Source organism: Streptomyces mirabilis, assembly GCF_039503195.1.
Classification (GTDB): Bacteria; Actinomycetota; Actinomycetes; order Streptomycetales; family Streptomycetaceae; genus Streptomyces; species Streptomyces mirabilis_D.
In genome coordinates this window covers 1,944,218-1,963,468 of record NZ_JBCJKP010000001.1, presented here as the reverse complement: position 1 = coordinate 1,963,468, position 19,251 = coordinate 1,944,218, and the positions used below count along the sequence as shown (strand labels likewise).

At 72.2% G+C, this 19,251-nt stretch carries 20 protein-coding genes and 1 pseudogene; 8 read left to right on the top strand and 13 right to left on the bottom strand.

All coding sequences use genetic code 11. The features are described 5' to 3' along the window. Positions 1 to 113 precede the first annotated feature (113 nt). Entirely contained in the window at positions 114 to 1,514 is a 1,401-nt protein-coding gene (gene pdxR, locus AAFF41_RS09500) for a MocR-like pyridoxine biosynthesis transcription factor PdxR (RefSeq protein WP_343323836.1), read from the bottom strand. Positions 1,515 to 1,581: 67 nt separating this feature from the next. Here pdxR and AAFF41_RS52165 point away from each other — a divergent pair. Then, positions 1,582 to 1,938: pseudogene (locus AAFF41_RS52165) on the top strand (EamA family transporter); the annotation flags it as partial. A 534-nt stretch (positions 1,939 to 2,472) separates the two neighbouring features. Here AAFF41_RS52165 and AAFF41_RS09490 read toward each other — a convergent pair. Beyond that, a complete protein-coding gene (locus AAFF41_RS09490) occupies positions 2,473 to 3,303 on the bottom strand; it encodes an alpha/beta fold hydrolase (protein WP_319750716.1) in 831 nt (276 codons plus the stop codon). 155 nt (positions 3,304 to 3,458) lie between these two features. On the opposite strand from AAFF41_RS09490, the gene AAFF41_RS09485 reads away from it, so the two are divergent. Both AAFF41_RS09485 and AAFF41_RS09480 read left to right on the top strand, forming a co-directional pair. Beyond that, complete coding sequence (locus AAFF41_RS09485) at positions 3,459 to 4,343, top strand: RNA polymerase sigma-70 factor (protein WP_319750715.1); 885 nt, start codon at positions 3,459 to 3,461, stop codon at positions 4,341 to 4,343. A 255-nt stretch (positions 4,344 to 4,598) separates the two neighbouring features. Next, complete coding sequence (locus AAFF41_RS09480; protein WP_319750714.1) at positions 4,599 to 5,360, top strand: GntR family transcriptional regulator; 762 nt, start codon at positions 4,599 to 4,601, stop codon at positions 5,358 to 5,360. 77 nt (positions 5,361 to 5,437) lie between these two features. Here the strand turns inward: AAFF41_RS09480 and AAFF41_RS09475 are convergent, their stop codons facing one another. From AAFF41_RS09475 to AAFF41_RS09465, 3 genes are all read right to left on the bottom strand, one after another. Then, positions 5,438 to 6,595, bottom strand: coding sequence for an ROK family transcriptional regulator (locus AAFF41_RS09475; RefSeq protein ID WP_054229016.1), 1,158 nt, complete (start codon positions 6,593 to 6,595; stop codon positions 5,438 to 5,440). 122 nt (positions 6,596 to 6,717) lie between these two features. Beyond that, positions 6,718 to 7,380, bottom strand: a complete 663-nt coding sequence (locus AAFF41_RS09470; RefSeq protein WP_060900466.1) for a response regulator transcription factor — start codon at positions 7,378 to 7,380, stop codon at positions 6,718 to 6,720. A gap of 14 nt (positions 7,381 to 7,394) precedes the next feature. Beyond that, positions 7,395 to 8,564 (bottom strand): sensor histidine kinase, encoded by a 1,170-nt coding sequence (locus AAFF41_RS09465; RefSeq protein WP_343323835.1) that lies wholly within the window; start codon positions 8,562 to 8,564, stop codon positions 7,395 to 7,397. 106 nt (positions 8,565 to 8,670) lie between these two features. Here AAFF41_RS09465 and AAFF41_RS09460 point away from each other — a divergent pair, with 106 nt between their 5' ends. Genes AAFF41_RS09460 through AAFF41_RS09450 form a run of 3 tightly spaced genes read left to right on the top strand, consistent with a single transcriptional unit; the run spans position 8,671 to position 10,813 of the window. Beyond that, positions 8,671 to 9,612: an ABC transporter ATP-binding protein gene (locus AAFF41_RS09460; protein WP_343323834.1), complete on the top strand. Its 942-nt coding sequence runs from the start codon at positions 8,671 to 8,673 to the stop codon at positions 9,610 to 9,612. Next, positions 9,609 to 10,334 (top strand): ABC transporter permease subunit, encoded by a 726-nt coding sequence (locus tag AAFF41_RS09455; RefSeq protein ID WP_343323833.1) that lies wholly within the window; start codon positions 9,609 to 9,611, stop codon positions 10,332 to 10,334. Before AAFF41_RS09460 ends, AAFF41_RS09455 begins: the two co-directional genes overlap by 4 nt. Before the next feature lie 41 nt (positions 10,335 to 10,375). Further along, the gene (locus tag AAFF41_RS09450) at positions 10,376 to 10,813 is read left to right on the top strand and encodes a hypothetical protein (RefSeq protein ID WP_319750708.1); all 438 of its coding nucleotides are present in this window, start codon (positions 10,376 to 10,378) and stop codon (positions 10,811 to 10,813) included. Between the two features lie 9 nt (positions 10,814 to 10,822). Here the strand turns inward: AAFF41_RS09450 and mug are convergent, their stop codons facing one another. From mug to AAFF41_RS09410, 8 genes are all read right to left on the bottom strand, one after another. Beyond that, positions 10,823 to 11,323 carry a G/U mismatch-specific DNA glycosylase gene (gene mug, locus AAFF41_RS09445; RefSeq protein WP_319750707.1) on the bottom strand — a complete coding sequence of 167 codons (501 nt, stop codon included), beginning with the start codon at positions 11,321 to 11,323 and terminating at the stop codon, positions 10,823 to 10,825. Positions 11,324 to 11,367: 44 nt separating this feature from the next. Then, the gene (gene purB / locus AAFF41_RS09440; protein WP_343323832.1) at positions 11,368 to 12,810 is read right to left on the bottom strand and encodes an adenylosuccinate lyase; all 1,443 of its coding nucleotides are present in this window, start codon (positions 12,808 to 12,810) and stop codon (positions 11,368 to 11,370) included. A gap of 92 nt (positions 12,811 to 12,902) precedes the next feature. Further along, positions 12,903 to 14,141, bottom strand: coding sequence for a cytochrome P450 (locus AAFF41_RS09435; RefSeq protein WP_319750705.1), 1,239 nt, complete (start codon positions 14,139 to 14,141; stop codon positions 12,903 to 12,905). 24 nt (positions 14,142 to 14,165) lie between these two features. Then, positions 14,166 to 15,560 (bottom strand): NAD(P)/FAD-dependent oxidoreductase, encoded by a 1,395-nt coding sequence (locus AAFF41_RS09430; protein ID WP_343323831.1) that lies wholly within the window; start codon positions 15,558 to 15,560, stop codon positions 14,166 to 14,168. Next, entirely contained in the window at positions 15,557 to 15,778 is a 222-nt protein-coding gene (locus AAFF41_RS09425; RefSeq protein ID WP_319750703.1) for a ferredoxin, read from the bottom strand. Before AAFF41_RS09425 ends, AAFF41_RS09430 begins: the two co-directional genes overlap by 4 nt. A gap of 64 nt (positions 15,779 to 15,842) precedes the next feature. Further along, positions 15,843 to 16,457, bottom strand: coding sequence for a hypothetical protein (locus AAFF41_RS09420; protein WP_319750702.1), 615 nt, complete (start codon positions 16,455 to 16,457; stop codon positions 15,843 to 15,845). Between the two features lie 135 nt (positions 16,458 to 16,592). Then, entirely contained in the window at positions 16,593 to 16,931 is a 339-nt protein-coding gene (locus AAFF41_RS09415; protein ID WP_054229004.1) for a DUF4326 domain-containing protein, read from the bottom strand. 36 nt (positions 16,932 to 16,967) lie between these two features. Further along, positions 16,968 to 17,156 carry a hypothetical protein gene (locus AAFF41_RS09410; protein WP_319750701.1) on the bottom strand — a complete coding sequence of 63 codons (189 nt, stop codon included), beginning with the start codon at positions 17,154 to 17,156 and terminating at the stop codon, positions 16,968 to 16,970. A 459-nt stretch (positions 17,157 to 17,615) separates the two neighbouring features. On the opposite strand from AAFF41_RS09410, the gene AAFF41_RS09405 reads away from it, so the two are divergent. After that, positions 17,616 to 18,224, top strand: coding sequence for a hypothetical protein (locus tag AAFF41_RS09405; RefSeq protein ID WP_319750700.1), 609 nt, complete (start codon positions 17,616 to 17,618; stop codon positions 18,222 to 18,224). After that, on the top strand, positions 18,224 to 18,916 hold the full coding sequence (locus AAFF41_RS09400; RefSeq protein WP_343323830.1) for a hypothetical protein: 693 nt from the start codon (positions 18,224 to 18,226) through the stop codon (positions 18,914 to 18,916). The genes AAFF41_RS09405 and AAFF41_RS09400 overlap by 1 nt, the downstream gene beginning before the upstream one ends. Positions 18,917 to 19,251: the final 335 nt, after the last annotated feature.

Here is a 19,251-nt window from a genome sequence, read left to right as displayed (position 1 = left end):
GAAACCACAAGTGAACAACTGGCCCCGTCGACAGGGGCAGCGACGTCCGCCCCCGAGCGCGCACGTCCCACGGATGCCCCGGTTTCCCACTCACCCGGACGCTTCTTCAGTGGTCAGGCGCGCAGCGCCTGCGCCATCAGACGTACGCCGTCGCGGATCCGCGCGGGGGACTGGTGGGCGTAACCGAGCACCAGACGTACGTCGGCGCGCTCGACCGTCCGTCCGTAGTCCGTCAGTGGGCGCACGGCCACCCCCGCCGCCGCGGTTCGCTCCAGGAAGTACTCCGGCGGCCCGTACCTCCCGGGCAGCACGGCGATGACATGCAGTCCCGCCGCGATCCCGGACACCTCGGTACCGGGAAAGTGCTCCTCCAGCGCGGACACGAGGGTGTCGCGCCGTTCCCGGTAGGCGCGCTGGCAGCGGCGCAGCTGCCGGTCGTAGTCGCCCCGTTCCACGAAGCGGGCCAGGAGCGCCTGGTCCACGACGGGGTTCCCCAGGTCCATGGTGCGCTTGCGCTCGACGACCTCCTCGGCGAGCGCCGCCGGTACCAGCAGCCAGCCGAGCCGCAGCCCGGGCGCGAGAGACTTGCTGACCGACCCCGTGTAGGCGACGCGCTCGGGATCGAGCCCTTGAAGCGCCCCCACGGGAGCACGGTCGTAGCGGAAGTCCCCGTCGTAGTCGTCCTCGACCACCAGACCGTCCACCGAGCGCGCCCAGTCGAGGAGTTCCGTGCGGCGCCGCGCCGAGTAGGCGATCCCCGACGGGAACTGGTGGGCGGGCGTGGTCACCACCGCCCGTACGCCCGACTCCTTCAGCGGCCCGGTGGCCAGCCCTTCGCCGTCCAGCGGCAGCGCCACGGCGTCGAGGCCGGCCGAGGCGTAGAGAGCGCCGTGCTCCGGGCTTCCGGGGTCCTCGACGCCGATCGCGCGCACCCCGCGCGCGTGGAGCACGAATCCGAGCAGGGTCGTCGCCTGCGCGACCCCGGAGACCACGATGACGCGCTCGGGGTCCGCGACCACGCCGCGGCGCCGTGCGAGCAGTTCGGCGAGGGCGGTGCGCAGCCGGGGCAGACCGCGCGGATCCGGGTAACCGAGCGCTTGGTGGGGCAGTTCGGCGAGGACCCCGCGCTGGGCGGCCGCCCAGGCGGCGCGCGGGAACAGCGACAGATCCGGTGTCCCGGGAAGGAAGTCGGCGCGGGCCCCGGCGGGGCGCGGTGCGAGGTCACGCGCGCGCGGGTGGGCCGCCCGGGCGGCGCCGCCGACCCAGGTCCCCGCGCCCCGGTCGCTGCGCAGGTACCCCTCCGCGGTCAACTGCTCGTACGCCTCCGTGACCAGCCCCCGCGACACCCCGAGGTCGGCGGCGAGCTCGCGGCTGGACGGCAGCCGGGTGCCCGGCGCGAGCCGCCCCGTGCGGACCGCCTCGCGCAGCGCGGCCTGCAAACCGCGCCCACGCGCGCGTGCCGGTGCCGAAGCGGCCGGCACGAGCAGCTCCCAGGCGGCCCCCGACGGCGTCATGTGGTCCCCGATGGCGTCATGAAAGTGGACCTTAAACCGGACCGCCGTGCTTCGTAGCGTCACCGTCATGAACACCACCCCCCTCCGCGGGTCGCTGCTCGCCGCCCTCGCCTGCGTCCTCGTCGGAGGCTCCTTCACCGCCAACAGCGTCCTGGGCCACTACCCGTACGCGGGGGGTCAGTTCCTTCGCTACGGTCTCGCCTGCGTGCTGCTCCTGCCGCTGGTCGGACGGGGTGGCACGGCACCGCTGCGGCGGCTCGCGGTACGCGGGTGGGGGCGCCTCGCGCTGCTCGCGGCCGTCGGCATGGTCGGCTTCAACCTCGCCGTGATCGCCGCCGAACGCACCGCGGAACCAGCCGTTCCGGGCGTTTTCGTGGGCTGCGCCCCGGTGGTCGTGGCCGTTGTCGTCCCCCTCCTTGAGGGCCGCCGGCCCCAGCCCCCGGTCCTGTACGGGGCGTCGCTCGTCGCGGTGGGCGCCTTCACGGTCCAGGGCTGGGGCCGCGCCGACGGCACGGGGATCGCGTACTCCGTGTGCGCGCTCGCGGGCGAGGTGGGCTTCGCGGTGCTCGCCGTACCCGTGCTGCGCCCGCTCGGCCCCCGGCTGCTGTCGGCCACCGTCTGCGGGATCGCCGCGGTCGAGTCGGCGGTGGCCGGGATCCTCACCGCGCGCCTCACCGGCGGCGCGTGGCTGCGGATACCGGACGCCACCGAGGCCGCCGCGCTGTTGTGGCAGGCGGCGGTCGTCACGGTCGTCGGCTTCGTGTGCTGGTACATGGGCATGCAGCGCATCGGCGCGGAGCGCGCCACGCTCTTCTCCGGGCTCATCCCCGTCGCCGCGGCCTGCACGGCGCCGCTGGTCGGCACCGGCGCGTACGGCGCCGCACAGGCCGCGGGCAGCGCCCTGGTCGGCGCGGGCGTCGTCCTGGGCTCCGGCGCGTGGCGCCCCAGCCGGCGTCGGTCAGCGGCTGCCGTCGAGAATCACACGGGCGACGAGCGCCGGGTCGTCGTTCATCGGGACGTGACCGCAGCCCGGCAGCCGCACCAGCCGGGCCCGGGGAATGATGTGCTTGGCCCGGATTCCCTGGCGGCGCACCAGCAGCCGGTCCCGGGTGCCCCAGGCCACGGTGACGGGCAGCCCCGGGATGTCGTCCGTGAACTGGACGGTGGTGCCGGCCCGGAGGGTGTCGGCGAAGCCCTCGGCGCGGGCCAGCGCGAGGGTCTCGGCGACCACGGCCTCGGGTGAACGGCGGCCGGGCCGGGCGTAGATGGTGCTGGTCAGGGCGGCCCGCCCGGCCGCCGAGCGGGAGAGCCGCTCGATCACCGGGAGCGGCAGGCGCCGCGCGCCCTGCCGCATCGCGAGCAGCACGCCGAAGGCGTAACGCCGCTCGGCCGGCGACCAGAACCCGGCGGGCGAGATCGCGGTGACGGACCGTACGAGCTTCTCGCGGCCCAACTCCAGGGCCAGCAGGCCGCCCAGGGAGTTGCCCGCCACGTGCGGACGCTCGATCTCCAGCGCCTCGCACAGCGCGCCGAGCGTGGGCACCACCGTCCCGAGGTCGTGCCTGAGCCCGTCGGGCAGCGCCGGGGACTCGCCGAACCCGGGCAGGTCGACGGCTATCACCTCGCGTTCGGCGGCCAGGATGTGCACGACCGGGTCCCAGGCCTGCCGGTGGTGGCCGATGCCGTGCAGCAGGAGCAGCGGTTCGCCGGTGCCCACGCGCGCGTAGGACAGGGTCACGGTCCGCGGACCGTGCGCGGAGGGAAGGCTGAAGGAGACCGTGGCGGACATGATGCTGCTCCTCGTCTGGTGGCACGTTGACGAACCGTCTTCGTAGACAGCTTGTCAGCAACTGCTACCGACGGGTAGCCCCCGGTGGTCACGAGACCGACGCGTTCACCGGCGCCGCCTGGACACGGCGGGATGCGCCGGGATGGGATGGGGCCGTGACCATCGACACCGCGACCGAGGTCTTCGAAGAGCACCGCCCCGTCCTGATGGGCGTCGCCTACCGCATGCTGGGACGGGTGGCCGACGCCGAGGACGTCGTCCAGGAGGCCTGGCTGCGCTGGTCCGGCGCCGACCGCACCGAGGTGCGCGAACCACGCGCCTACCTGGTGCGCATCGCCACCCGGCTCGCCGTCGACCGACTGCGCCAGGTGCGGTCGCGCAACGAGGCGTACGTGGGACCGTGGCTTCCCGAGCCGTACGTCACCGACTTCGGAGGCACCGCCCCCGACACCGCCGAGCGGGCCGTGCTCGCGGACTCCGTCTCGCTCGCCGTCCTCGTCGTCCTGGAGTCCCTGTCGCCCCTGGAACGCGCGGTGTTCGTCCTCAGAGAGGCGTTCGGCTACCCGTACGCGGACATCGCCGCCGTCCTCGACCGGGGCGAGCCCGCCGTGCGCCAACTCGCCGGGCGGGCGCGCAAACACGTCGAGGAGCGACGCCCGCGCTACGAGGTCGACCCGGCCGAACGCCGCGACCTGACCGAGCGGTTCCTCGCGGCGGCGGCCGGAGGAGACCTGGAGGGGCTCATGGCCCTGCTGGCCCCGGACGTCCGCCTGATCGGCGACAGCGGCGGACTGTCGAAGGCGCCGCTGCGGGTCATCGAAACCGCCGACAAGGTGGGCCGCTTCCTGTACGCCGTCGCCCAGCAGGGTGTTCCCGACCCGTCGTACCGCTCCCTGGAGCTCAACGGAGGCGCCGCGCTCCTCGTCCTCTCCGGCGGCAAGCCCGACAGCACCGTCCAACTGGACGTCGTGGACGGCCGGATCCAGTGCATCTACATCGTGCGCAATCCCGAGAAGCTGGTGTCCCTGGGCAACCAGTAGCCACTGCGCTCCCCTCATGCCCCTCGAAAGCCCCCGTCTTCTGGACGGGGGCTTTCGACGTTGTGTCACGAACATCGCCCCGCGCGAACGCCCTGTGAACGCTGTGCGGCAAGACGCCTCCGCAATCCGTAAGGGATCGAGGATTGGTCTTGACCAAGGGTGGGGGCGGCCCTATGGTCGCAGGGATAGTGCAAGAACCTTTAATAAACAAGGGCGCTAAAACGCCGCCGGGCCACGGCGATTGCGGAGGACAGGGTGGGGACCACGCAGCTGGAAACGGTGCCGGAGCCGAAGTACTGGCATCTCAAGACGGTGCTCACCGAGGCATTGGACTCCGAGTTCTCCGTGGGCGAGATCCTGCCCAACGAACGCGACCTCGCGGCCAGGTTCGGCGTCGCCCGCGCCACGCTGCGCCAGGCGCTGGAGCAGCTGGAACTCGAAGGGCGACTGCAGCGCCGCCGCGGGGTGGGCACGACCGTCGCCCCGCCGCGCGTGGGCGTGGCCGTCGGAACCGAGCAGCATGTGTGGCCCGGCGCGGTCGGCGACGCCTGGCGGCCCGTGGACTGCGCGGTGGCGGTTCCGCCCGCCGCGGTGGCCGAGGTCCTGGAGACGGGCCCCGACGACCAGGTGCACACGATCCGCCGCTCCCGTGTGACGCACGGCCAGCCGGTCGCCGCCGAGCTGCTCTACATCCCGGCGTCCTCGGTGCCCGGCCTGCCCGCGATCGACGCCCCGTCGGGGGCGACCCTCGCCCGTGCCGTGCTGCGCGAACTGCAGCACCTCGACCTGGAGGGCCAGGACCGCGCCGTGGAGCTCGGCTCGGCCCGCGCGGACGACGCCAAGGAGCTGGACCGGCTGCCCGGGGCGCCCGTCCTCGTCGTCACGACCCGTTACTTCGCCGAGGGGCGCACCGCCGCGGTCTCCGTGGCCACGTACCGCGCCGACACCTGCCGGCTGACCTTCGGCGACTCAGGCGGCGTGGAGATCCACCACGACCCCGAGCGCCGGGCCTCCTGAGCCGCGGCCGAGGTCTCACGTCATGCCCCGGAACACTCCGGGGCATGTCGGCTTTCCCGTACCCGTGAGACCGCTGGTCAGCGGCGTGCGGTCACGGTCCCCTCGACCGCGAACAGCTGCTCCTCCACATGATCGAGGGCCAGCCGAAGGGCGCCCGTCGCGACGGCCGCCTCGCCCAGCAGGGAGAGCGCCACCTTGGGCGGGCGCAGACAGTAGCGCGCCAGCTCGCGCCGCAGCGGTTCCAGTACGCCGTCCAGACCCGCCGCCCAGCCGCCGACGACGACCAGTTCCGGGTCGAGGGCGAGGACGAGGGCCGCCACGTCGTGCACGAGGCGCTGGATGAAGCGGTCGACCGCGGCGCGAGCCCGCTGGTCACCGCCCTTGGCCAGCGCGAAGACCTCGGCGACGGCCTGCTCGTCGAGCGGGTGCAGGGGCTCGTCCGTGGTCGACAGCAGCGTCTCGGGAGTGGCTCCGCGGCCGAGCAGATGGAGCGCCCCGATCTCCCCGGCGGCACCCCCGTATCCCCGGTGCAGCCGCCCGCCGATCAGCGAACCGGCCCCCGGGCTCAGCCCGGCCAGCACGAACACCACATCGTCCGACTCCGTCGCCGAGCCCTTCCAGTGCTCGGCGACCGCCGCCGCGTTGGCGTCGTTCTCGACGAGCACCGGGCATTTGAAGGAGCGGTTCAGCCGGTCGCCCAGGCGCAGCCCCGTCCACTCCGGCAGCGCCGTACCCAGGCGCACGGTGCCGTCCGCCTCGACGATCCCCGGGCTGCCCACGCCGACCGCACGCAGGGAACTGCGCGCGACACCCGCCCGGCGCAGCAGATCCGCGACCGCCGTGCGCAGCCGTTCCAGCCGCTCGTCCGCCGACGCGGTCTCGTCCACCTCCTTGGACATGGCGCCCAGCACCCGGCCGTCCAGATCGGCGAGGAGCCCGGCGACACGATGGGGACCGATCTCCAGGCCCAGCAGATGGCCCGCCTCGGCCCGGAACCGAAACCTCCGCGCGGGACGGCCCTGGCGCCGTGCCGCGCCCTCCTCGGCCGCCTGCTCGACCACGAGCCCGGCCTCGATCAGCCCTTCCACGACACCTTCGACCGTGGGCCGGGACAACCCGGTCACCCGGGTGATCTCGGTCAGCGTCGCGCAGTCCGTGGCACGCAACGCGTGCAGCACCACCGCGGAATTGATCCTTCGCAGCAGAGAGGGGTCCCCGCCGGTCAACCGCCCCAACGTCCGTCCTCCCAGCTCGTGCGCGTGTTGGCCGGATCGTACTCGGCGCGGCGCGCCCCGGCGAGAGCCGGGGACCTCCTTTGCTACCGACCGGTCGCTTCGGCCACCGACGGACCGCCGTTTCAGCCGGGGGCCACGAACCCCGACTCGTACGCCGCGATGACCGCCTGGGTACGGTCCCGGGCTCCCAGCTTCGCCAGTACGGCGCTGACGTGCGACTTGACCGTCTCGGTTCCGACGATCAGCCGCCCGGCGATCTCCGCGTTCGACAGCCCCCGGGCCATCAGCCGCAGCACCTCCGCCTCCCGCTCGGTCAGCGCGGCGCGCTCCATGGCCGCCCGCGCCGCCGGATTCCCGCCACCGTCCCCGTACTCGGCCGCCAACTGTCGTACGGACGCCGGGAACAGCAGCGACTCGCCCTCCGCGACGAGCCGCACCGCGTGCACGATCTCGGCGGGCCTGGCCCGCTTCAGCAGAAAACCGTCGGCACCCGCGCGCAGCGCCTCGTAGACGTACTCGTCGTTCTCGAACGTGGTCACGACGAGGATCTTCGGGGGATCGCTCACGGTCCGCAGGAGCGCGCGCGTGGCCTCGATGCCGTCCATGAGCGGCATGCGGACGTCCATGGCGACGACGTCCGGCCGCAGCTGCCGCACGAGCGGGATCACCGCGGCGCCGTCGGCCGCCTCTCCCACGACCTCGATGTCGGGCTGCGCCGCCAGGACGGCCCGCAGACCCGCGCGGACGAGCGGTTCGTCGTCGACGAGGAGAACGGTGACCGGCATCCGGCCAGCGTAGATCAGCGCAACGGCAGCTCGACCCGTACCTGCCAGTCACCCCCGTCCGGCCCGGTCCGCGCCCGCCCGCCGAGCAGTGCCGCCCGCTCCCGTATGCCCCGCAGGCCACTGCCGCGGCCCGGCCCCGACATCCCGGCCGTCAGCGGATTGCGGACCTCCAGGCCCAGAGTGCCGTCGTCGACCGCGATACGGACCCGCACCGGCACGCTCCCCGCGTGCCGCAGCACGTTGGTCAGACTCTCCTGGAGGATGCGGTAGCCCTCGCGGGAGACCGGTCCCGGCACGGTCTCCAACGCACCCGTCACCTCGGCGTCCACCTTCGCACCCGAGCCGCGCGCCGACTCCAGGAGCCGGTCCGCCTCGCTCAGCGTGGGTCGGCCGCTCGCGGGGCGCCCCGCCTCGCGCAGCACGCCGAGCACGCGTTCCAGGTCCTCCAGGGCGGCCCGGCCGGTGTCCTCGATGGCGAGCAGCGCCCGGTCGGTGAACGCGGGGTCGCCGGCCGCCCGTGCCGCGCCTGCCTGCACCACCGCCACCGTCAGCGCGTGCCCGATCGAGTCGTGCAGCTCACGGGCGATGCGCGTGCGTTCCAGGAGCTGTTCGGTGCGTTCCTCCAGGGCGGCGAGGCGCTCGGCGGGGGAGGGGCCCAGCAGACGGTGGGCGATGGCCGTGACCAGCTCGCCGAGGCCGACGACCGCGCCGTACAGCGCGAGCAGCGGCACGGGTACGAGCAGGGCGCAGGCCCACGGCGGGGGCGACACCGGCAGCAGTGTGATGTCGACGGGGCGACCGCAGGCGGCCCCGGCCAGCTCGATGGCGGTCACCGGCAACCAGACGGTGACCCCCGTCGTCACCGCCCCGAGGCCCATCCGTACTTCGAGCCACAGCACGGTCCGCAGCCGGTCCCGCCAGGTCGCCGACGGCGCGACCGAGATCACCGCGTCCCGGCCGCCCCGCTCCCGCGGCGCGTCCGGCGCCAGCATGTACCGCGCCTGCACGCCCTCGCCCCGCCGCACGGCCGGGACCAGCCCCAGCGGGATCAACAGCACCGCGGGCACCCACGGTCTCGACATGTCGATGAACAGCCACACGCTGACGCACAGCATCGGCACCCACAGATGCAGCAGGCGCGTGTAGGTGGTCCCCAGGAACAACGGGCGCAGAAAGCGGGCCATCGCGCCATCGTCCCAGCCGGCCCCGCGGGCCGGCTTCCCCGAGCGGGGGAGACGATCTCCACCCGCGGGGGAGTACCGACCGCGCAAAGGCCGCCAGGCTGGGGCCATGACCAGCATCGACGTCCAGAACCTGACCAAGGAGTACGGCAGTCTGCGCGCCGTGGACGACCTCACCTTCAGCGTGCTTCCCGGCCGTGTCACCGGCTTCCTCGGACCCAACGGCGCCGGAAAGTCCACCACCATGCGGCTCGTCCTGGGTCTTGACCGGCCCACGTCCGGCACCGCCACCGTCGGCGGCCGGCCCTACGCCTCGTTCGACGAACCCCTGCGCCAAGTCGGAGCACTGCTCGACGCAGGGGCCGCGCACGGCTCGCGCACCGCGCGCGACCATCTGCGGGCACTCGCCGCGAGCAACCGCATCTCCGAACGCCGGGTGGACAACGTATTGGAGGAGTCGGGGCTCGCGTCCGTGGCGCGGCGCAGGGTGAAGACGTACTCCCTGGGCATGCGACAGCGCCTGGGGATCGCGGCCGCGCTCCTCGGTGACCCGCCCGTGGTGCTGCTCGACGAACCGTCGAACGGGCTCGACCCCGAAGGGATCGTCTGGATCCGCGAGGTGCTGCGCCGACTGGCCCGTGAAGGCCGCACGGTGCTCGTCTCCAGCCATCTCATGAACGAGACCGCGTCCTTCGCCGACCACCTCGTCGTCCTCGGCCGGGGCCGGCTCCTCGCCGACACCCCCCTGCCGGAGTTCATCCACGCGCGCGTGCGGCCCCGGGTACGGGTGCGCACCACGGACGGCGCCGCTCTCGGCGCGCTGCTCGCGCGCCACGGTCACGAGGCCGTCGAGGGTGCGGACGGAGCGTGGACCGTCCCGCACGCACGTGTGGAGGACATCGGGCTCCTCGCCTCCGGCGCGGGCCTGCCGATCCTCGAACTCGCGGCGGAGGAGGGCACGTTGGAGGAGGCGTACCTCGATCTGACCGCCGCCGAGGCCGAGTTCACCGCCGTACCGTCGCCCACCCGGCCCCAGGAGGCCCGCTCATGACCTTCGCACCCGTACTCCACGCGGAGTGGATCAAAATCCGTACGCTGCGGTCCCTCGTCGCGGGACTGCTCGCGGTGCTCCTGGCGACGGCGGCGTTCTCCGCGCTCGCCGGTCTCGACGACTCCGGTGACCAGGACTTCGACCCGCTGTTCTCGGTGTTCTTCGGCGTGAGCTTCGGGCAGATCGCGGCGATCACGTTCGGCGCTCAGGCCGTCGCGGCCGAGTTCCGGGGCGGTGCGCTGCGGGTGTCGCTGGCGGCGGTGCCCCGGCGGGGACGGTGGTTCGCGGCCAAGGTGGTGGCGATCGGGGTGCCCGCGCTGGCCGTCGGCCTGGTGTCAGGGCTCGTGAGCCTGCTCGTGGGCAAGGCGGTCCTCGGAACCAGGGCGAGCGGGCTGACGTGGGGCGAAGGGGTACGCGGGGCCGTGGGCTGCGGCCTCTACCTGGCGCTGATGGCGCTGTTCGCCGCCGGGCTCACGGCCCTACTGCGCAGCGCGGTCGCCACGTTGGGCATCCTGGTGCCGTTCCTCCTGATCGTCTCCTTCGTGATCGGCGGAGTGTCGGGCGGCGCGGCCGACTTCCTGCCCGACCGGGCGGGCCAAGTGGTGCTCCACGAGACGTGGGACGGCGCCCTCGGCCCCTGGACCGGGCTCATGGTGACCGCGGCCTGGACGGCGGCGGCCCTCGCGGCGGGCGCGTGGAGCGTACGCCGCAGGGACGCCTGACGGCACGCCAATTGTCAGAGGCAGCGGCTTTACTGGACCTCATGACCATCGCACGGCATCTGGCCACGATCGACCGGCTGTGCTCCCAGGACTTCCCCCTGGAGCACGGCGGGTCGTCCGGCAGTCCCGGGGGACCCGGTTTCCACCTCGTCGAGTTAGAGCGGAGCGCCGGCTCCGGGGAGGGCGACGACGGGGAGCGGGAGGAGCAGGTCGAGGCGTGGCGGGAGGGCCTCGCGCAGCGGCTCGCCGACCGGTGGGGGGAACAGGGGCACATGAGCCTGGACGGCGTCTTCCTGCGCGCTCAGCAGGGCGACGAGCACATACCGGAGCCGTGGGCCTCGCTCGGTGCGCACGTGCGGAACGTGTACGTGTGGCAGGCGCACGGTCATGGCCGCTGGGTCGCCCTCGGCATCTCCCGGCCGGGCGTCGACCAGGAGTTCAGCCTGCTCGCCCTGGTCACCGAGATCGATCCGCCCTGACCTGATCCGCTACCCCTCGGCGGCAGCCACCCGCAGCCGTCCGAACTCCTCGGCCATCGTCGCCGCCGTCCAGTGCGCGTTGAGCCCACTCGGGTTGGGCAGCACCCAGACCCGGGTGTCCCCGATCGTCCGCTCCTGCGGGCCGACCACCGCCTTCCGGTCTTCGAAGGCCGCCCTGTAGGCGGTCACCCCCACCACCGCCAGCCACCCCGGCCGCAGTCGCGCCACCTTCGCGCTCAGCAGCCGTCCGCCCTCGCGGTACTCCTCCGCGGACAACTCGTCGGCCCGGGCGGTCGCGCGCGCCACCACGTTCGTGATGCCGAGCCCGTACGACGGCAACTCGCCCTGCTCCGACGGCTTCATCAGCCGGGGCGTGAACCCCGACAGATGCAGCACGGGCCAGAAGCGGTTGCCGGGACGGGCGAAGTGGTGGCCCGTGGCGGCGGTCATCAACCCCGGATTGATGCCGCAGAAAAGCACCTTGAGGCCGTCCCCGACGACATCCGGCACCAGCCGGTCGCGGGCGGCCTCGAGGTCCGCGGGAGTGAGCCGCGTCAGAGGATCGCCCCCGGCGTGTAACCTGCGGCTTCCGGGTGCTGCTTCACGATCTCCTCGATGCGGCCGACGACGGCGGCGACCTGGTCGGCAGCGGCACCGGTGAACGACAGCTTGTCGGCCATCAGCTCGTCCAGCTGCGCGCGGTCGAGCGGAATGCGTTCGTCGGCGGCGAGCTTGTCGAGGAGTTCGTTGCGCTCGGCGCCCTGTTCGCGCATGGCGAGCGCGGAGGCGACGGCGTTCTCCTTGATCGCCTCGTGCGCGACCTCACGGCCGACGCCCGCGCGCACCGCGCCCATCAGGACCTTGGTCGTCGCGAGGAAGGGCAGATAGCGGTCCAGCTCGCGCGCGACGACGGCCGGGAAGGCGCCGAACTCGTCGAGGACGGTGAGGAAGGTCTCCAGCAGACCGTCCAGCGCGAAGAACGCGTCGGGCAGCGCGACCCGGCGGACCACCGAGCAGGACACGTCGCCCTCGTTCCACTGGTCGCCCGCCAGCTCGCCGGTCATCGAGGCATAGCCGCGCAGGATGACCATGAGGCCGTTGACACGCTCGCAGGAGCGGGTGTTCATCTTGTGCGGCATCGCCGAGGAGCCGACCTGGCCCGGCTTGAAGCCCTCGGTCACCAGCTCGTGCCCGGCCATCAGCCGGATCGTCTTGGCCGTCGAGGACGGCGCGGCCGCCAGCTGCACCAACGCGGTCACGACCTCGTAGTCCAGCGAGCGCGGGTAGACCTGGCCGACGGAGGTGAAGGCCTGCGAGAAGCCGAGGTGCCCGGCGATCCGCTGCTCCAGCTCGGCGAGCTTCGCCGCGTCCCCGCCCAGCAGGTCGAGCATGTCCTGCGCGGTGCCGACCGGGCCCTTGATGCCGCGCAGCGGGTAGCGGGCGAGCAGCTCCTCGACACGGCCGTACGCGACGAGCAGCTCGTCGGCCGCGGTCGCGAAGCGCTTGCCGAGGGTGGTGGCCTGGGCGGCCACGTTGTGCGAGCGGCCGGCCATGACCAGTTCGGCGTACTCGCCCGCCAGCTTGCCGAGCCGCGCCAGGACGGCCACCGTGCGGTCGCGCATCAGCTCCAGCGAGAGCCGGATCTGCAGCTGCTCGACGTTCTCGGTGAGGTCACGGGACGTCATGCCCTTGTGTACGTGCTCATGCCCGGCGAGGTCGTTGAACTCCTCGATCCGCGCCTTCACGTCGTGCCGCGTGACCTTCTCGCGCTCGGCGATGGAGGCCAGGTCGACCTGGTCGAGGACGCGCTCGTAGTCGGCGATGGGGGCGTCCGGGACCTCGATGCCGAGGTCCTTCTGCGCCCGCAGCACGGCGAGCCAGAGCTGACGCTCCAACTTCACCTTCTGCTCGGGGGACCAGAGCGTGGCGAGCTCGGCGGAGGCGTAGCGTCCGGCGAGGACGTTGGGGATACGGGGCTTTGCAGGCGCGGCAGTCACGTGGACGGAGTTTACCCGCCGTCGGGCCGGGCTCCGGAACGTCCGCACGCTCCGGAGCCCAGGTCAGCGGTAGTGGCCCTGGCCGGGCGGCCCTAGGGGCGGATGCCGTCACAGGCGATCGGTAGATGGCGTGGGCCACGCAGGACAGCGTTCTGCCGGTAGGGCGGCGGGTCCTCCAGCAGGCGGGGGTTCTCCAGTCTGCGGGCCAGCTCGCTCAGCGCGAGCTGTGCCTCCAGGCGGGCGAGCGGGGCGCCGAAGCAGCTGTGGATGCCGCTGCCGAAGCCGAGGTGCTGGATGTCCCCGCGGTCCGGGTCGAACCGGTCCGGATCCTCGAAGCGGTCGGGGTCGCGGTTCCCCGCCGCCAGCACCAGCCACAGTGACGCGCCCTTGGGGATGGTGACCCCGCGGACCTCGATGTCGGCGAGGGTGGTGCGCTGCGGCACCAGCTGTACCGGCGGCTCGAACCGCAGCAGCTCCTCGACGACGGGGACGGCGAAATTCGGGTCCTTGCGCAGCCGCTCGAGCACATCGGGGTTGCGCAGCAGGGTCAGCATGCCGTTGGTGATGAGGTTGACCGTGGTCTCGTGGCCGGCGATCAGCAGGAGCGCCGCGGTACTCAGGACCTCCATCGTCGTCATGACCCCGTCCGGCCCTCCCGCCGTGGACAGCTGGGACAGCATGTCGTCCCCGGGCTTCTTGCGGCGTTCCTCGATGAGCCCGGCCAGATACATGCCCAGCTCGGTGCGGGCGTTGTGGGAGACCTTGGCGCGCTCGTCGGTGTCGGCGCCCGGGACGGGGTCCAGGCTGGCGGCGATCGTGTCCGCCCAGGAGTGGAAGCGCGCCTCGTCCTCGCGCGGCACCCCCAGCAGCCGGCAGATCACGGTCACGGGGAAGGGATAGGAGAACTGGTCGACCAGATCGATCCGGTCCGGGTTGTCGATGCCGTCGATGAGCCCGGAGACGATGTCCTTCAGCTCGCCGCGCATCTCGTGGACACGCCGCGGGGAGTGCGGCGGCCCGAACGGCCGGTTCGTCATGCGCCGCAGCCGGTCGTGCTCCGGCGGGTCGAGCCGCAGGAAGCTCGGCGGAAGGGCCGTCTCCTCGTCCGCTTCGGCGGCCAGCGGGTTCGCGGTCGCCGGCGTCTTCAGATTGCGGGCGTCGGAGCTGATGCGCGGATCGTGGAGCAGGCTCTGGATGTCGTAGTACCTGCTGAGGACGAACGGTCCGTCCGCGTCGTGGTACACCGGCGTCTGACGCAGCTCCGCGTACAGCGGATACGGATCGGCGCGGTGGGCGTAGTCGATGATCTGCCGCAGGATGGCTTCGGTCATGGGTGCGTCCTAGGGAACGTCGGATCAGTGCCGAGCGGGGGTGAACGTCAGCCGTCGGTCGTCCGGCGCGTATCCGCTGAGGGTGACGGTCGGGCCGTGGGTGGGCACGGACGGGTCGGGGAAGTCCGCGGGCATCGGCTGCTGCCCCTCGGGGCGGCGGTCCACGGTGGGGGAGGCCGGCGGGAACGGCGCCGTGGTCTCGATGAGCTGTTGGTAGAACTGCAGCCACTTCGTCTGGTCGAAGGTGACGGCGCCGATGACGCGGTCCTGGTACCCGTAGACGCCGGTGAACCTGTGCTCGCTGCGGGAGCCCTGGGCGATGAGGATCTCGGTACCCATCGACGGCACCCCGACGGACTTGATGTTCACGCCGAACTGGGAGGACCAGAAGGCGGGCACCCAGATGTGGGGGCGGCGGTCCGCACTGTCGCTCAGCATGTTGTGCGCGGCGGTCTCGGCCTGGGCGACGGCGTTGCCCCAGTGCTCCAGGGACAGGAACTGGTATCCGAACAGCGGGTGCGGGGACCGTGCGACATCGCCGGCCACATAGATGTCGTCGGTGACGATGCCCCGGATGTCGAAGGCCCGGCACCCGGCGTCACAGGCGATCCCGCGGGGACCCGCGCCGAGTCCTGACCCGGCGAGCCATTCGGTGTTGCGCTGGGCACCGAGGGAGACGACCACCACGTCGGCCTCGATGGTGTTCCCGTCGGAGAAATGCGCGGCGCGGACGCGTCCCGCGGAGTCGCCCTCCAGGCCGGTCACCATGACGCCGCAGCGCAGGTCGACGCCGTGTTTGCGGTGCAGCTCGGCGGCTACCCGGCCGACGACTCCGCCGAGCGCTCCGACCAGCGGCGCGTCCGCCCGCTCGGCCACGGTCACCGCGATCCCGCGTTCCCGGCAGGCGGAGGCGATCTCGGAGCCGGTGAACCCGGCGCCGATGACGAGCACGCGGCGGGGGCCCTGCGCGAGCGAGCGCTCCAGCGCCTCGGCGTCGTCGCGGGTCCGCAGCACGAACACCCCGTCGAGCTCCGCCTCGTCCTCCTGGGGCCAGGGCCTGGCTCGTATACCGGTGGCGATGAGCAGCCGGTCGTACTCCACCTCGTCGCCGTCGGCCAGCCGTACCCGCCGGGCCGCCATGTCGAGGCCGGTGGCCGGAACCCCGAGGCGCCACCGCGCGTCGATGGCGCGGTGCCGGGGGAGGCCGGTGCGGTCCGCCGTCGCCCTGCCCAGCAGAACCTGCTTGGACAACGGCGGTCGGTCGTACGGCTCGTAGGGCTCGTCCCCGATCATCGTGAGGGAACCGTCGAACCCCTTCTCCCGCAAGGTCTCCGCGGCCCGAAGCCCCGCAAGCGAGGCGCCGACGACGACGATGCGACCTTCACGTTTGAGCCGGTCCAGCGATCCGTCGACGCTCACCGGTCGGTTCCGGAGTTCGTGTCGGGGAAGTTCGCGTCCACCACGATGGCCTGGACGGGACACGCGGCGACGGCTCGCGCCAAGTCCTCGCGCCGATCCTCCTCGACCTCGGGGCTGTAGAGCAGGGACTCGTCCCCGTGCATGACGAAAACATCGGGAGCCAGGAACGCGCACTGCGCGTATCCCTGGCAGCGGTTGAGATCGACGACAAGCCTCACCGAGGATCAGCCTTTCCGTGGCCCGTTCTCGTCCCCCTGCCCCTCAGCATGCGTGAGAGGGTGCTCAGCCGCTCGCCGGGGCGTGCAGACCGACACGGAGGATGTGAAGACTGACGACCAGTGCCCAGAACGGGAAGACCAGCTCCGACCAGGGCAGTGAGGATCCCGCGACGAGCAGGACAAGCCCCGCGAGATAGCCGAACACGGCGAGCGAACGGGGGAGGACGCGGAGACGGTGACCGATGGTCGAGGTCGTGAAGACGAACACGGCGGCCATGCGGAGCGCGTACGTCGTCATCAGCGTGTAGGCGAAGTGGCGGCCGAAGCCTGAGGGTTGGCTCAGTACAGTGCCCGCCGCGGCGCCGGCCGCGAACATGGTGGCCACGTAGACCAGTCCGCTGCCCATGAAGACGGTGGCGATGAACCTGTCCTCGGCATCGCCGACCCGTGCGCGCAGGGCGCCCATGAACCACAGGAAGAAGATCCCCGCGAACGGGAGGATCTCCAAAGCCGTACGCACTTCCCATCGTTGGTCCGGCGCGACCGTCGCCGTTTCGGCGTCCCCCGCCGGGATCGCGATCCGCACCAGCACGATCGCCGCCGCCAGCAGGAGGGCGAACACCGTCCCCGCCAGGCCGGCGGCGCGCGGCGTCCGCAGCCGTTCTTCCCTCGGCTCCATCGGCGCTCGCTCTCCTCCCGAGACCCCGTTCCCCTCTCGGTCCAGCAAGCAGGCACCGGTGCGCCCACGCCACCGGGGACACCCGTGGGGGTGATGCCCCGCTCAGCCGGGGGCCGGTTGCGGGAATCGGCCGCGCTACGAGGCGTCGGCCAGCTCCGCCAGGATGTCGCCGTGGCACAGCTCGGGTGCGCACCAGCAGGCCAGCGTCTTGCCACGCAGGGCGGGCACCTGGTCGAGGAGGTCGGGGCGTTCGAGGAGATACGCCCGGTACTTCTCCATGATCTCGGCGCGGGTGCCGTCGCGCTTCTTGGTGGGGGTGTCGTAGGCGAAGGGGTTGTAGAGCGGGTGCTGCGGGAGGTCCCAGTGGCCCATGGTCCAGCGGCGGCCGATGTAGACGAGGTCCGCGGGGGCGTGTTCGAGCCGGGGGCCGAACTCGTGGATATGACCCTTGAGGTTGATCACGGTGGTGGGCATGGGATTCCCTTCGGCCGTCCGTCTCCCCACCGGTGTCTACCCCATGGACCCCTCGTACGGCAGCAGCTGCGGCCGTTTGGCCAGGCGTCCGTCACCGGATGGCGCGACAGCGAACCGGCGAACTTCGTCGACCAGGACGAGCAGGTCGCCCTGCTCACCCGATGCGTCAGCGACACCGACCTGCCCGCCGACGTGCGGGCGGACGACGCACTCGTCCTGCTCCACGGCGCCAAGATCACCCGCATCTCCACCCTCAAGACGGACGACGTCCACCGCACCGCGAAGGGAGTACTGGACACACCTGGCCGGCCGCAACAGGAGCACCTACCTCGAAACACGCGCTCAAACACTCCAGTGCGAGTAAAGCTCCACCGCCCCAGAGGAATACGTCACCTCCGCATACGTGCGCTCCACCGTTTAGGTCATTCGGCTCGCTCCCTGCGGACCGGGTTGTCGCGCCAGTCGGGGTAGGCGCCTCCTTCGTGAGGGGCCAGAACTGCTCACCGCAGGAGCAGAAGTGGACCGCCGCACGCTCGCCGGGCCAGAACATCTCCTCAGGCCAGGGCCGGTGCCCGGTGCGCCAGGCATGCCACATCGCTCGGATCACAGGTGCTCATCGAGAGCGCGACTGTAGTGGCGGACCCCGTTCTTCAGCCTGACGCCCCCGTTCGTCACACTGACGCCGTGCCTCGAATAGTCACCGCCACCTCGTCCCGGCAGGTCCGCCGCCTCACCACGATGGCGTTTTTCGGTCCGCCGGTGATCGTCGGGCTGTCGTTGCTGGCCGCCAATCCGGACTGGAGCGGGCTCGGACTGGTGCTCGGGACCTTCACGCTGATCGCGACTCTCTCGCTGCTGATCACCGCGGCTCCGAACGGGTGGTTGATCGTCGGCGGGGTGATCGTGGGGATCGCCGCGCTGTCCGGGCCGGGGCCGGTGCTGCAGGCGGAGGTGATGGCGCACCAAGGGCAGCGGGTGGAGGTGCGGGTCACCTCGGTGAAGACGTACCAGGGCAAGCACGGGCCGGAGTACACCTGCCTTCTGGGGCGGGTGGACGGCAAGCCGCTCAAACACGCCGAGCTGGGCAACGACTCCTGCGACGGCCCGATGGAAGTCGGGCAGACCGAGGACGTGCTCGTCGACCCGCACGGTTGGACGGCGCCGGAGCTGGCCGAGACGGACTACAGCGGGATCGACATCGCCGCGTGGGCCCTGCCGGTGGTACTGGTGCTCTTCGAGCTGCTGGTCTGGCTGTCCCGGCGGGTCGGGCTGCGCCGGTTCGAGGGCCGCTGATGGCGCCCGGGTCCCGGAAGAAGGTGGCCTGGCCCCCGCACGTGGTGCGGCGGCTCGCCCGCATAGCCGCGCTCGTCCCCCTGCTGATGGTGGGCATCGGCGTGCTCGGCACCAGCCCGGACTGGTTTCCGGCGGCGCTGATCCTCGGTGTGCTGACCGTGGCCCTCGCGATCGCGGTGCTGATGGCGACCGCGACCAAGGGGTGGGTGTTCTTCGCCGGGCTGATCACTGGACTGGCCGTCGCGCTCGGCTCCGGGCTGGTCTTCCAGGCCGCGCTGATGCAGAGCCAGGGGCGGCGCACCGAGGTGCGGATCACCTCGGTGTACACCACCAAGGGCAAGACCGGCTCGATCTACCACTGCAGGCTGAAGCGGACCGACGGCAGGCCGATGGACCACGCCGACATCGTCGGCATGGGCTGCCACGGCAGGGAGGACGCGGGCACCACCGAGGACCTGCTGGTGGACCCCAGCGGCTGGCTGGCCCCGCAGGCCGCCGATGCCGACTTCAGCTCCCTCCCCGTCGGCGTCGTGGGCGTCGGCGTCGCGATCGGGTTGTGGGAGCTGACTGTCTGGCAGACTCGCCGGATCGGCCTGCGCGAGGCCGCGGCGAACCCGACGCCGCCCGGCCGGCCGAGCGGTGCCAAGCCGAGCGCCGACAACCGGAACAAGAAGAAGCGCAAGCGGCGTTAGCCAGTGCCCCACAGAGTGGTCGGCCCCTCTCCGTGATGCCTCTCGGTCGCAGTAGTAGCGTGCGCCCTCAAGCCCGATTGAGCTGTGAGGGCCTGCTCCCGTCGGGCCGGATGGTCCGGTCCGATGAGGGCGACGGAGATGGACAGCTCCTGTGGCTCAGTGACGGGCCGGCCACGGTTGTGCTGTGGACGCGGATGCGCGCCGAACACACACGCTTTGGCCTGTGGCCGCTGCTGCTCGACTCGCTGGATACGAACGACGGCGAATTCCGCCCAGGGGGATCCGGGGAGGTCTTCCCCGAGCAGATGTCCTCCCCGGCAAGCCGCGACCCTGCC